This is a genomic window from Mucilaginibacter galii (assembly GCF_014635825.1).
Classification (GTDB): Bacteria; Bacteroidota; Bacteroidia; order Sphingobacteriales; family Sphingobacteriaceae; genus Mucilaginibacter; species Mucilaginibacter galii.
In genome coordinates, this window is sequence record NZ_BMDO01000007.1 from 133,905 (window position 1) to 147,565 (window position 13,661).

The window sequence follows — 13,661 nt, forward strand, 5'->3', positions numbered from 1 at the left end:
GACTAAAAATTAATTATTCACATTATTTGATTTACTAATATTTTTAGCATTATTTTGTGTTTCATTATTCAAATGGAAACATTCTATATAGATGCGGAACTCAGCCGGGGATTAACCCGGATACAGGTAGATGAAATACAGCCTGAACACTGGGATATGCCTGCTACTCCCCAGTTTATGATCGAATTTTACATGCATGGCAGTGGTTTCATGACGTTAACTATTCAGTTAGAAAGTGGCATTTGGTATGACCGGCTTACCCGCTTATCAGAAGATGATTTACAACTACTTTATTATGAATTAGATCCCAACCACGCCTGGGACCCTAACTATCAATGTCCGTTAAGTAAAGCTGAACTAAAAAATATTGGTATGGTAATCAGTAATTATATGGTTACCTACCTCACTATTTATATGGGCGCTTTTATTCCACAGTTCCGTACACCCACTTTAAATTGATGGCCAATGGAAAATAAGAAAGCTATTGTTAATGAGCTACAGCAAAAAATTCTTCAATGGGAAGGCTACAAAGCTCCGGTTGCAGGCGTACGACCTTTGCTGGGACTCGGACCTCTGGAAGCTGCTTTTCCAAACGGCGTTTTTCCGGTAGTGGCTGTGCACGAGTTGATTTGCGCCTCAACTGAGCAGGCAGCATCAAGTGGTGGCCTGGTTACAGGTATACTATCAGTATTAATGCAAAAGGGTGGTATTTGTGTGTGGATTGGCCGTGCACGGCGCATATTTGCCCCATCATTAAGTCTTTTTGGGGTTGAACCTCACCAGGTTATTTTTATAAGCCTGATTAAAGACAAAGATGCACTTTGGGTTATGGAGGAAGCACTAAAATGCGGAGGTTTAACAGCAGTAATTTGTGAAGTTAAAGAACTTAGTTTTAAACATTCGCAACGTTTACAATTGGCTGTTGAACAGAGCCGTGTTACCGGTTTTGTATTGCGCAATGAGATGGCCAAACTTGATTCTACCGCCTGCACCGCTCGCTGGAGAGTTAGCGCAATGCCCAGTGCCGATATGAACGGACTACCAGGTTTAGGTTATCTGCGTTGGCAAATAGAACTATTGAAAGTACGGAATGGGCAGCCGGGTAAATGGACATTAGAATGGCAGAATGGTAATTTTATATCAGTTGAAAAGGAATTAGCATTAGTAGAAAGGAAGGTAGGTTAAGTTATGCAAAAACGATACATGGTACTGGTGTTTCGTCATTTACTAACCGACGAACTAGCACTCAGAAGGCCTCAATTAAAAGATGTGCCCTTTGTATTAGCGGCTGCAATAAAGAACCGCATGGTAATTACTGCCTCAAGTCCACTAGCCGAAGCGCAAGGAGCTTTTACCGGCATGGCTGTAGCCGATGCAAGAGCCGCAGTACCGGAACTACTTGCGATAGATGATATACCCGGAAAAAATGCAAAGTTGTTACGCCTGCTGGGCCTGTGGTGTATACGTTATACCCCCACAGTTGCCATTGATATACCCAACGGCCTGATTTTAGATATTTCAGGATGTGCTCATCTTTGGGGTGGCGAGCGAAATTACTTGAAAGAAATTGTTTTAAAACTACGCAATGCTGGCTTTGATGCACGGGCGGCTATTGCCGATACCCTTGGTGCCGCTTGGGCAGTGGCACATTTTGCAAAGGTATCTCCTATTGTGGCCAGTGGTATGCAAGCTAAAGCCATTTCTGCTTTGCCAACAGCAGCACTACGCTTGGAAACCGAACTGTTATTAAAGCTTCAAAAACTGGGTTTTCGCACCATTGGCCCACTACTTTCCATATCTGCAACAGTATTACGCCGCCGCTTTGGCACAGTTCTCTTAGTTCGTATAAACCAGGCTTTGGGGAAAGAAAATGAGGTTTTGACGCCTATAGAGCTACCTGTTGCTTATATGGCACGCCTCCCTTGCCTGGAGCCTATCCGTACGGCAGTTGGTATTGAGATCGCTATAGAAAAATTATTATCAGAGCTTTGCCTACGCCTGCAAGATGAAGGAAAAGGCCTGCGGAAAGCCAACCTAAAATGCCAACGTATTGATGGACGCAAAGTACAGGTTAGCATAACCACTACCAAAGGTTCACACAGTGTTTCACACTTAATGCGCCTGTTTAAACTGCAGGTAAGCAAAATTGAGCCAGCGCTTGGAATTGAACTATTTTTACTTGAAGCCCCACGGGTAGAAGATATGGAAACAGTTCAAGATCAATTATGGGCTGAGCCAAAAGGTCTGGCAGATACGGACTTGGCCCAATTACTCGACCGAATTGCCGGGAAAGTAGGTGCAGCTGCAATTAAACGCTATTTACCTTCTGAACATTACTGGCCCGAGCATTCTATTAAAAAAGCAAACTCACTTACCGAAAAACCTACTACTGCCTGGCCAACTAAACCCAGGCCAATAAGCCTGTTAAGCCCTCCAGAACCCATAGAAGTAATGGCATTGGTGCCGGACAATCCCCCTAAAATGTTTATCCATAAGGGCAAACGTCATCAAATTACCAAAGCCGATGGGCCTGAGCGTATAGGGCGCGAATGGTGGCAGGACAGTGGTGAACACCGGGACTATTTTGCCGTAGAAGATAGTGAAGGCAGGCGTTACTGGTTATTCCGTTCGGGGTATTATGATGGCGGCGACGCTCAATGGTATTTACACGGTTATTTTGCTTGAAACAATGCTATGGATTACGCAGAATTACAGGCCACATCAAACTTTAGTTTTCTACGAGGCGGCTCGCACCCTCATGAACTGGTGGAACAAGCGGCAGCTTTAGGCTATACGGCTATCGCCGTTACCGACCGAAATTCTTTAGCAGGTATAGTGCGGGCACACATGGCGGCTAAAGCCAACGGCATACAATTTATTCCAGCCACCCGCCTTGACTTAATGGATGGTACCAGTTTGCTTGCCTATCCAACCAGTATCAAGGCCTACGGGCGTTTATCAGCCCTACTCACCAAAGGTAATTTGCGTACTGAAAAGGGCAAATGCGAATTATACAAAGCCGATGTTTATGCACACCACGAAGGACTCTTATTTATCGCCATACCTCCGGATAATTTAGGCAATAACTTTCAATTTGATAGTAGCTTTAAGAGTGATGTGATAGAATACCGGCGTGAGTTTGGTGGTAATCTCTATATAGCCGCATCATTCAATTACCAGGGCCAGGATGCAAAGCGTATGTTCCGTTTAGCAGAAATGAATATTCCTTTAGTAGCTACCGGTGATGTGCATTACCACATTGCTGCACGCCGTGAGCTACAAGATATATTAACCTGCATCCGCGAGAGATGCACTATTCACACTGCGGGCTTCAAGTTACATCCCAATGCCGAGCGCTTTCTGAAAGACCGGAACGAAATAGAACGGCTATTTCGGCAATATCCTCAAGCTATAGAGAATGCAAACCACATTGCCAATGCCTGTAACTTTTCGCTTGATGAACTTAAATACCTGGAACCGGAAGAGCAAATAGTAGATGGACTCACAAGACATGAACGGCTTGTGCAACTAACCTGGGAAAGAGCAACAATATGTTTTGGAGAGAGTATACCCGAAAAGCACCGTAAGCAAATTGAGTTTGAGTTAGCCTTTATTGAAAAGCGCAAATTGGCCTGGTACTTTCTGCGTGTTTATAACAAAACTCAATTTGCCGAAGATATGGGTATCCTGCACCAGGGCCGTGGTTCGGCGGCAAACTCTACCGTGTGTTTTTGTTTAGGAATTACTGCAGTAAACCCGGCTAAATCCCGTTTGCTATTTTCCCGTTTTATGTCAGACGCCCGTGATGAATGGCCCGATATTGATGTGGATTACGAGCATGAACGCCGGGAAGAGGTAATACAATTTATTTACAATAGCTATGGCCGCAACCGGGCAGGCATTGTGGCTACCGTAACACAAGAGCGTCACAAAGGCGCTATTCGTGATGTGGGGAAAGCTATGGGCTTATCTGAAGATACCATTAAGCGCATTGGCGCTACAATTTGGGATTTTTATGAAGAAGGCTTTGATGAGCAACGCCTGCGCGATCAGGGATTAAACCCTAAAGACCCGCTAATCTTAAAAGTACTTCACCTTACCTGTGAACTTATGGGTTTCCCCAGGCAGTTAGGTCAGCATACCGGTGGCTTTGTAATTACCGAAGGTGAATTATCTGACTTTTGCCCTATTTTGAACGCGCGAATGGAAAACCGCACACAAGTAGAATGGAATAAAGATGACTTGGAAGACCTGGGTATCCTTAAGATTGATGTACTTGGTTTAGGGATGCTCACCATGATACGTAAAGCTTTTGACATGGTACTACGGAATTATAATAAAAGCTGGACACTTGCAACTGTCCCGCAAGACGACCCCTTGGTATATGATATGATTTGCCGGGCAGATACAATTGGAGTATTCCAGATTGAAAGTCGTGCGCAGATGACCATGTTACCCCGGTTGAAACCCCGTAAATTTTATGACCTGGTTATTGAGGTAGCCATTGTTCGTCCAGGCCCAATCCAAGGTGATATGGTACACCCATATTTACGCAGGCGTAACAATGAAGAACCGGTATCCTACCCCTCTAAAGAACTTGAAGAAATTTTGGGACGTACATTAGGTGTACCGCTATTTCAAGAGCAAGCAATGGAAATTGCTATAGTAGCCGCAGGCTTTTCCCCTGCTGAAGCCGATCAATTACGGCGGAGCATGGCTTCTTTTAAAGCCAATGGCAAGTTGCACATGTACGAAAAAAAAATGGTGGAAGGGATGCTGGCCCGGGGTTATGAAGAGGAGTTTTCCCGCCGTGTTTTTAAGCAATTACAAGGATTTGAAGGTTACGGTTTCCCTGAAAGCCATGCAGCTTCTTTTGCACATCTCGTTTACATCTCCTCCTGGTTAAAATACCACCACCCGGATGCTTTTTGTGCAGCATTGCTCAACAGTCAGCCGATGGGGTTTTACCAACCGGCACAAATTGTGCGCGATGCACGCGATCACGGCGTGCAGGTATTACCGGTAGACGTAAATAGTTCGGAATGGGATAACACATTGGAAATTAAAAATGATAAGTACTACGCCGTACGTTTAGGTTTTAGGCAAGTTAAGGGAGTTAAAGAAGCAGACATGGAGTTACTTGTTGCCATGCGTAATAACGGTTATTTACATATAAACCAAATACGATCGGCCGGTGTACCCGAAGCTGCACTGGAAAAACTGGCAGATGCAGATGCTTATCGTTCATTAGGTGCAGACCGGCGGATGGCTTTGTGGGAAGTTAGCGCTCTTGGCGACCGGCCTATAGGTCTTTTTGATGGTCACCTATCAGAAACTGTATTGGAACCAGATACCCCCCTGCCAATTATGACCCGAGGCGAACATGTAGTACAGGATTATATTTCCACTGGTCTATCTTTAAAAAACCATCCTATTGAGTTGCTAAGACCACAATTAACCAAAATGCATAATATTCCTGTAAGGGAATTTGCAAAAAAAAAAGATGGTGATTTTGTAAGTGTAGCCGGCTTAATTACTGTGAGGCAACGGCCAGGAACAGCTAAAGGAGTATTATTCATGACCCTGGAGGATGAAACAGGATCAGCTAACTTGGTTGTTTGGCAATCACTATTTAATAAATACCGTAAAGAGATTGTACAATCACGGCTGCTAATGGTTACTGGGAAATTACAAATAGCCAATAATGTTACGCATTTAGTAGTACAACAATGTTTTAATCTTACCGCTTTACTGCGAAGTTTAACAGAAACAGAACTACCTCAAACATTATCAAGAGGAGACGAAACTACAAAACCTGTTAACTACGACGGTCGCTCAACCGCACCTCCTGTATCCACTGAAAGTGCTTTTCATAAGGGGCGGAACTTTCATTGATGTAGTTATTAGGTTAGCGTCTGATTATATTGTTAGCGATGCTAATACCTCGCCACAATAAGCCAACCAATAATGTTTATCGGATGATAATACTATCAATAAAATTAAAGTGTGTCTCCGGATGTGTCCCTATTGCAAAAAAGCAGCCTTAAAGGGCTGCTTTTTATGATTGTGCGGAAGAAGGGACTCGAACCCCCACGCCTCGCGGCGCCAGATCCTAAGTCTGGTGCGGCTACCAATTACGCCACTTCCGCAGTTAGGATTTTGAGAGGGCAAATATAGCGTTTAATAATTATTTATAAAATTTAAAAAGCATTTTGTATATAAAACAGGCTAAGCGACTGAAATGCAAGCTGATTAAATTTCATTATTATTAGAATGCGTTCTTATCTCCTCTGATAGTACCCCAAAATGTCAAGAAAATGATCTTCAAGTCTAACAGGAACGACCAGTTTTCAAGATACCAAACATCTGCTTCCACCCTTTCAAGCATATCTTCAGTAGTTTTAGTTTCACCACGCAACCCATTTACCTGAGCCCAACCGGTAATACCAGGTTTTAAGAAATGACGCACCATAAATTGATCTATTAGTTTAGAATACTCTTCAGTATGTTTTAACATGTGCGGCCTTGGCCCTACAACGGTCATATTACCCATTAACACGTTGAAAAACTGAGGCAATTCGTCGAGGTTGGTTTTACGTAGAAACGCTCCAATTTTGGTAATTCGGGCATCGCCCCGGGTGGCTTGCTTATTATCAGAATCTTTATTAACCTGCATACTTCTAAACTTGAAACAGTTAAAAGCTTCGTTGTCGCGCCCTGAGCGTATCTGCACAAAAAATATAGGGCCGGGTGAACTTAGCTTTATGGCAATAGATAGTATAGGAAACAACCAGCTAAAAACAAAAAGAATGATGAACAGAGAGAATACAATATCGAACAATCGCTTAAAAAAACGATTCAGCATATTCTCTAACGGCTCGGGCCTGATAGAAATTACAGGGATGTGGCCAAAGTTTTGCACAAACGTTGGTTTATGCGTGTAATAAAACTCTGGTACTAATTTGAAGCGAATTAAATTTTTATCTGCATCAAGCATCAGCTTCTCAATCTTCTTCGCCTCGGAGTTTGGTAACGTACAAAATATCTCGTCTACCCTGTTATCCTTAACATATTGTATGCACTGCTCAACCTCACCTAAGTAAAGACTATCATCAATATCCTTATCGTCATCGTCGAATATGCCTAATATGCGGTAGCCGCGTTCAGGATTAGAGGTGACAAAATTATACAGATCGGTTCCTATACGACCGCCGCCAACAATAACGGCCTGCCTGAAATCGGTTAACATGGCGCGGTCTCCCCTTCTTATAGCCAGGAATATCAATTTCCATATACCCAAAAGAAAACCGAACATGGCTAAGGCGTAAAACAAATACTGCCTGGTAATGGAGTATGCCTTGGTACCGATTATGATTAAAACAGTGAAGCAAATTAAGCTTACAAAAAGCATGTAAGTTTTAAATACGCCACGATAAGTTTTGATTGAATCTTTATTGAGCACCTGCTCGTAAAGGCGGGTTATGTTTGCAGAAAGCAACCATATAAGGTTAAAAACCAACACTATAGGTAAATAATTTTTATTATTTATCCAGATAATGTATGACTTATCTACAATTAAGTAAGCCAATATCATACTTACATTTAAAATCAAATAATCAACAGAAAGATTAATTGCTTTAATAAAAGTAGCGTATCTATGACTCATATATTGTAATAACCAGGTAGTCCGTAAAGCATGCTAAACGGTTTGCTAAATTAGCAGATATATTTGAATTTAGCACTAAAAAGTTACAGTGCTCGACAGTTAAATTGGATATTATTGTTATCGCTTGAATGTAGTTGTAATTCAGAAATTTGTTAATTAGCATCATCAAGCGCACTGCAGATAATGTGACCTATCAAGATATGCATTTCCTGAATACGGGCAGTAACGTTAGAGGGCACAACAATATTAATATCGCAGCAATCATTCATCTTACCGCCATTATTTCCCGAAAATCCTATAACCTCGCATTCTAACTCTTTAGCTTTGATCAACGCTTTTAACACATTGGCACTGTTGCCGCTTGTAGATATACCAATAACTACATCCCTCTTTACAGCTAACCCTTCAATTTGTCTTTCAAAAACACGTTCAAATCCGTAGTCGTTACCAATTGCAGTTAAGGCAGAAGTATCTGTAGTTAAAGCAATAGCAGGAAATGACTTCCGGTTTTTCACGAAACGGCCTACAAATTCTGCAGCAATGTGCTGCGCATCACTTGCACTCCCGCCGTTACCAAATAATAACACTTTGTTACCTCTGTCTATACAGTCGATAATTATTTTGCAGATCTGCTCTATCTGATCATTAAGCTGTATTAGTGATTGTTGCGCGGTAGCAATATGTTCATTAAACTCTTGAGTAATCTTTTCAATCATATAATATTATAGTCTTATGTAGGCGATAGTTGCCCAAATAACGGGAGCAAATTTATCGGTAATATATCGAAGTTAAACATTAAACAACGTTTTGTGTTTTAAAGCGAATACTTTACATCGTAATTACTCTAACGGCATTACAAGAGCTCCATGCACCGCTTTTGTTTTTCTATATTTGTTGCACTTTATTTATGAAAAAACATATACCTTCTATTCAAGCAGCTGTTGTGCTTATCTCGTTAATTACGCTGGTATTTTGCTCAACTACTACCGAAGCTCAAGTTCAGTATCAACCTTATAGCTATCAGTTTTATCAAAAGTTAAATGATTCAGCTTATTCTACAAAAACTCGCTTTCATACATCGATAAAGCCATTTTTATTAGACGATTCCGTTTTAACAGCAAAATATAAAAGCTTGATGAGCTATGGAGTTGACACGCTTAATCATCATAGCTGGGTTCATCGTAAATTATTCGATGAGCATTTGATCGATATTAAGAAGCCGGATTACACATTTTTTGCTGATTACTTACCAGACTTGGTTATTGGCCGCGAGTTTAAAGAGTCGCGTACTACTTGGCTAAACACACGTGGCTACCAGGTGGGCGGTACCGTAGGTAAAAAATTTTACTTCTATTCGAGTGGGTTTGAGAATCAAGGTGTGTTTGCCAATTATATGGATACTTACACTAATCAAACGGGTACAGTTCAAGGCCAAGCCTATGACCGTACTTATGGTACAAAGAGAACAAAAGACTGGTCTTACGTTACTGCTTTGATTTCATATACCCCGGTTAAATACCTCAACATCGCCGCTGGTCATGATAAAAACTTTATTGGTGATGGGTACCGTTCTATGCTATTGTCTGATTACAGCTCGCCGTATTCATTTCTAAAACTAACCGGCAACTTGGGCAACGTAAGTTACATGGTAATGTGGAGCTACATGCAAGATCCAAGTTCTCCTAAATTGAGTTACGAAGTAGGCAACCGTAAAAAGTGGGGCGTGTTTCATTACCTTGATTGGAACGTAACCAATAGATTGTCTTTGGGCTTTTTTGACTCTGTGATTTGGGCCGACTCTGACGACCAGGGACACAAACGCGGATTTGATTTCACTTATGGAAACCCAATCATCTTTTTAAGACCGGTAGAAGCCAGTAACGGATCACCAGATAATGCAATGATTGGTTTCAACGGAAAATATAAATTGTCTGACCAAATGACAGCTTATGGCCAATTTGCTTTGGATGAGTTTGAAGCAAGTAATTTCTTCTCCAACAAAGGGAGTTCAAGAAACAAGTATGGCTGGCAAATCGGTATTCGTGGCGCAGATGTATTCAACGTTAAACGACTAAACTATTTAGTAGAATATAATGGCGCAAAACCCTATACCTACAGTCAGGCAACTTCAATAATTAATTACGCCCAGCAAAATGAACCGTTGGCACATCCATGGGGCGCTAACTTTAAAGAAATAGTTGGCTTATTGAATTATAGCTACAAGCGCTTTGATTTTTCTGGACAAGTAAACTATGGCCATTATGGGTTGGATGCGAATGGTTTGAATTGGGGTAAAGATTTATTCAAATCATATTTAACACCCGCAAGGTTTGATGGCAATCCGGCGGATTTCGGCACGCGTAGTGCGGCAACAACTTCGGGTAACTTTATTGGGCAGGGCGTTACTACAAACATGTACTATGCAGAGGGTAAAGTTGCTTACCTTCTTAATCCAAAATACAATTTGAGACTTGAAATAGGAGGACTATACAGAAGAGAAACTAACAGCTTATTTAAAGAAAATACTACTATGTTGAGTATTGGCCTGCGCAGCTCGTTCAGAAGTCTATATAACGATATTGCAAGTTATAAGCTACGTTAAAATAAAGAAAGAGTTGATTGATAAATTTAAATCAACTCTTTCTTGTTACAATCGTTAAACCAATCATCAATTGCCTCCCTTAAGCTATACTTAAGATGAAACTGAGATTCACTTAACTTTTTGCCAGATATGTTAGTAGATATCATTAATTTTTTCACACGATCTGGATGTATTCCATTGATCTTCTTACCAATTATACTTCCTGTATAATAAAGCGTAGACGCTGCTAACTTAAGTAGCGGAGCAGGCACTAATATTTGCGGCTTGTTAACTTTTGTTACTTCAGCCATAATTTCACAAATTTCCTGGATTGTTGGCGCAGGATAATATGTAAGATTATATGTATCTACACCTTTAGATGTATTATTAGCAGACGCTTCATAAAGAATTCGTACAACATCTTTGACATATACGGCAGCTTTTGTGGTGTCCTTCCTACCAGGATAGAAGAAAAAGCCTTTTTTCATTGATTGATAAAGCCTCGTAAAATTCCCCCCTTCTTGCTTTCCAAAAACTACCCCAGGTCTAACTATGAATAATTTTCTGTTAGCAGGATCTTCTGCCTGCCAAACCTTATGTATATACTCGGCAGTCAACTTGGAGATGCCATAAGGTGTATTAGGCATCGGCATTGTCGTTTCAGATTTTAAGTCTTCCGATGGGCCATAAGGCGCTATGGAGCTTGTGAATATTATAGTATTTATATGATTTTGCCTTGCGAAGTTGCAAATATTTTCTGCACCTAAGATATTAGTCTCAAAATACTCCTTATCAGCATGCCCGGGAGTTGTGTGTACTGCCGCCAAATTGTAAATAACTGAACCAGACAAATCTGGCAAGTCTATGGAAATTGGTTTCCTTACGTCTAAATAAGTAAATTCGTTGTGTGCTTTAGCGGCTATATCGTAACTAAGAACATTTCCGTTTATCTGTTGAGCAGATATGTATTTGGTAAGATGACTTCCAATGAAGCCGGCTCCACCAAAGATTAAATAATTCATTTTTTTATTTTTAGCAGTTCAATTTAGCATTTACAAAATTTAAAAATTGCTCTTTAAATCTCTCCGAACTAAACTTTTCCGCATGTTTTCTAATAACTAATGGGTCAAATTTCGATTTATTCGTTTCAAACTCAGACACCGCTTGTATAAGGGAATCTGATGTTTGTTCTTTGTAAAATACGCCCGTAATTCCATCTATAACCGATTCTAATACACCTCCCTTGCCAAATGCAATTACGGGTGTACCACAAGCTTGTGCTTCAACTGGCACTATACCAAAGTCTTCTTCTGCTGCAAATACAAATGCCTTAGATTTAGACATAATTTCTTTCAATTTGTCAAACGGCTGAAAACCCAAAAGTTCAATATTCGCAGAAGCTAATTTCTTTATTTTTTTGAAGTCTGGGCCATCACCTATAACGATCAATTTTTTATCAGGCATCTTAGAAAAGGCACTTACAATCAAATCAATTTTTTTGTACGGAACCATTCTGGAACAGGTAAAGTAATAATCTTCTTTTACTGTTTCCAAGGTAAAGTCCTCTACTGCAACGTTTGGATATATGGTTTTGCTTTCCCTGTTGTAAACTTTTTTTATCCTTTTGCCTATGTAATCTGAATTAGATAAAAAGTGGTCTACCCTGTTTGTACTTATAATATCCCAGGTTCTTATCCTATGTAAAAGGTATTTTGCAAGAGCACCCTTAATTCCTTTATCTAAACCAGACTCTCTTAAGTATTGGTGATGTAGATCCCATGCATAACGTATTGGTGAATGACAATAACATATATGAAGCTGATTTGAATTCGTTAATACACCCTTTGCCACTGAATGAGAAGATGATATGATTAGATCGTACTCCGAAAGGTCGAACTGTTCGATAGCAAGAGGAAACAGCGGAAGGTAAGATCTCCATTTTGTTTTTGCAAAAGGAAATTTCTGTATAAAAGAAGTTTGCAATTTGTGAGAGTCTAATCCAAGGGCTTTAACAGTTTCAGGAATAGCTACCAATGTAAATAAATCCGCATCTGGATAAATTTTTGATATTTCCTGTACAACTTTCTCTGAGCCTCCAACAGTGGTTAACCATTCTTGTATAATAGCTACTCTCATATTAGCGTTTGTAAATAATCATGCGTAAAATTATAATTTCGAAGATGTAGCCGTTCATGAACCTAATTAATTTGTAAGTCAAGATATTTCACCGCTGATGTAGAAGACAATGTATAAGACGATAAAAACCAAAAGAAAGCCATAACTGGAATTAAAAGCATAGCTCCATCAGAAGCGCATATTATAACATAAATTAGTATTCCCCAATGAGTGTTATCTAATCTTCTATTTTGCGGATATCTATATAAAGTAATTAAAGGTGAAAGTATGTAAATGACAAATAAAATTAATCCTACTAAACCGAAATTTGTTAACATAGAAGCATAAACTATTTCTGTAATACCCTGAAATTTTGCAGCACTAAAAAGTGTAAAATTATCTAGTATACTTAACTGATGCGCTCTACCTCCTAAATCTTTATCAGTTAAAAAATTCAGGTCCAAGTTCATGAATTTTAATAATAGAGGCACAATTAATATTACGCCTATAACTGTAAGTCCTAAGGTTATATACCCCTTAATGTTTTTTAAATTTTTTATTATGATTAGTAATAAAAAAATGATCATTCCAATCCATACGGTTCTGGATAAAGTTAACGCAAGCGCTGCAAAAAATAGAATCTTAAAAATTTTTTTAGGCTCTTTAGCTATATAAAAGGGCGTTAATAATAGCATGCAGACTCCATATATATTACCATTATTATACGTAGAGGTTAGTTTCATTAAATCGCCTCTCAAATTGAATTTTTCATCAATATGACCGTAGTCTGCAATGTTTACTGTTAAATAAGGAATTTCAAGTATTTTTCCCGTTAGTATTTTTTGTACAAAGAGTGCTAAGCCAAACACAATAACAAATCTTAGGCACCATAAAAATACCTTATCATAATAGGGCGTATTATAAATTTCATCAATTGCCGAATTGAAACACATTAGGCAAATTATTGGCATAACAAGTATACTCAATATATAGGACGATAGAAAACCACCCAAATTACTATCAAACGTACTAAAACACAAACTGATACTCGAATAAAAAATAAAAGGCAAACATAAAAGCAAGCACAATTGCCTTTTTTTAGAGAACTTAAATTGAAAATTATTTAAACATAAACGTATCATAATAAATGGCAATGCTATTAGAAAAAGCATATAACCCCAGGTAAGCGGAATCTCTCCTATCTTAAACCCTCCTTTAGGAAAAGCAAGCAAAAAGATTATGGTAATAACAGCGTAAGCTTTTTTTAAACCCTTCATTTATGAACCTTACCTTAGTACT

General features: G+C 39.6%; 10 protein-coding genes and 1 tRNA gene. 5 read left to right on the forward strand and 6 right to left on the reverse strand.

The window, feature by feature from the left end; translation table 11 throughout:
- Window positions 1–72: 72 nt before the first annotated feature.
- The 4 genes from IEV61_RS13530 to IEV61_RS13545 are packed head-to-tail and all read left to right on the forward strand — an operon-like array spanning window position 73 to window position 5,895.
- Entirely contained in the window at window positions 73–459 is a 387-nt protein-coding gene (locus tag IEV61_RS13530) for a hypothetical protein (protein ID WP_188417530.1), read from the forward strand.
- Between the two features lie 6 nt (window positions 460–465).
- Entirely contained in the window at window positions 466–1,185 is a 720-nt protein-coding gene (locus IEV61_RS13535) for an ImuA family protein (RefSeq protein ID WP_188417531.1), read from the forward strand.
- A gap of 3 nt (window positions 1,186–1,188) precedes the next feature.
- On the forward strand, window positions 1,189–2,685 hold the full coding sequence (locus tag IEV61_RS13540) for a Y-family DNA polymerase (protein ID WP_188417532.1): 1,497 nt from the start codon (window positions 1,189–1,191) through the stop codon (window positions 2,683–2,685).
- Window positions 2,686–2,694: 9 nt separating this feature from the next.
- Window positions 2,695–5,895, forward strand: a complete 3,201-nt coding sequence (locus IEV61_RS13545) for an error-prone DNA polymerase (protein WP_188417533.1) — start codon at window positions 2,695–2,697, stop codon at window positions 5,893–5,895.
- A 172-nt stretch (window positions 5,896–6,067) separates the two neighbouring features.
- Here IEV61_RS13545 and IEV61_RS13550 read toward each other — a convergent pair.
- From IEV61_RS13550 to IEV61_RS13560, 3 genes are all read right to left on the reverse strand, one after another.
- Window positions 6,068–6,149: transfer RNA gene (locus IEV61_RS13550), tRNA-Leu, on the reverse strand.
- Window positions 6,150–6,268: 119 nt separating this feature from the next.
- Window positions 6,269–7,666, reverse strand: a complete 1,398-nt coding sequence (locus IEV61_RS13555; protein ID WP_188417534.1) for an undecaprenyl-phosphate glucose phosphotransferase — start codon at window positions 7,664–7,666, stop codon at window positions 6,269–6,271.
- A 152-nt stretch (window positions 7,667–7,818) separates the two neighbouring features.
- The gene (locus IEV61_RS13560; protein ID WP_188417536.1) at window positions 7,819–8,382 is read right to left on the reverse strand and encodes a D-sedoheptulose 7-phosphate isomerase; all 564 of its coding nucleotides are present in this window, start codon (window positions 8,380–8,382) and stop codon (window positions 7,819–7,821) included.
- Window positions 8,383–8,573: 191 nt separating this feature from the next.
- Between IEV61_RS13560 and IEV61_RS13565 the strand changes: the two genes are divergently transcribed.
- A complete protein-coding gene (locus IEV61_RS13565; protein ID WP_188417538.1) occupies window positions 8,574–10,268 on the forward strand; it encodes a gliding motility protein RemB in 1,695 nt (564 codons plus the stop codon).
- A gap of 26 nt (window positions 10,269–10,294) precedes the next feature.
- Here IEV61_RS13565 and IEV61_RS13570 read toward each other — a convergent pair whose 3' ends face one another.
- The 3 genes from IEV61_RS13570 to IEV61_RS13580 form a co-directional block, all read right to left on the reverse strand.
- A complete protein-coding gene (locus tag IEV61_RS13570; RefSeq protein ID WP_188417540.1) occupies window positions 10,295–11,269 on the reverse strand; it encodes an NAD-dependent epimerase/dehydratase family protein in 975 nt (324 codons plus the stop codon).
- A gap of 10 nt (window positions 11,270–11,279) precedes the next feature.
- Window positions 11,280–12,383 (reverse strand): glycosyltransferase family 4 protein, encoded by a 1,104-nt coding sequence (locus IEV61_RS13575; protein WP_188417541.1) that lies wholly within the window; start codon window positions 12,381–12,383, stop codon window positions 11,280–11,282.
- 62 nt (window positions 12,384–12,445) lie between these two features.
- Complete coding sequence (locus IEV61_RS13580; RefSeq protein WP_188417543.1) at window positions 12,446–13,639, reverse strand: hypothetical protein; 1,194 nt, start codon at window positions 13,637–13,639, stop codon at window positions 12,446–12,448.
- Window positions 13,640–13,661: the final 22 nt, after the last annotated feature.

Coding starts and splice junctions, on each gene's coding strand:
- IEV61_RS13575 (WP_188417541.1), bottom strand. CDS start 12,383: ATGAGAGTAGCTATTATACAAGAATGGTTAACCACTGTTGGAGGCTCA.
- IEV61_RS13580 (WP_188417543.1), bottom strand. CDS start 13,639: ATGAAGGGTTTAAAAAAAGCTTACGCTGTTATTACCATAATCTTTTTG.
- IEV61_RS13540 (WP_188417532.1), top strand. CDS start 1,189: ATGCAAAAACGATACATGGTACTGGTGTTTCGTCATTTACTAACCGAC.
- IEV61_RS13530 (WP_188417530.1), top strand. CDS start 73: ATGGAAACATTCTATATAGATGCGGAACTCAGCCGGGGATTAACCCGG.
- IEV61_RS13560 (WP_188417536.1), bottom strand. CDS start 8,382: ATGATTGAAAAGATTACTCAAGAGTTTAATGAACATATTGCTACCGCG.
- IEV61_RS13570 (WP_188417540.1), bottom strand. CDS start 11,269: ATGAATTATTTAATCTTTGGTGGAGCCGGCTTCATTGGAAGTCATCTT.
- IEV61_RS13555 (WP_188417534.1), bottom strand. CDS start 7,666: ATGAGTCATAGATACGCTACTTTTATTAAAGCAATTAATCTTTCTGTT.
- IEV61_RS13545 (WP_188417533.1), top strand. CDS start 2,695: ATGGATTACGCAGAATTACAGGCCACATCAAACTTTAGTTTTCTACGA.
- IEV61_RS13565 (WP_188417538.1), top strand. CDS start 8,574: ATGAAAAAACATATACCTTCTATTCAAGCAGCTGTTGTGCTTATCTCG.
- IEV61_RS13535 (WP_188417531.1), top strand. CDS start 466: ATGGAAAATAAGAAAGCTATTGTTAATGAGCTACAGCAAAAAATTCTT.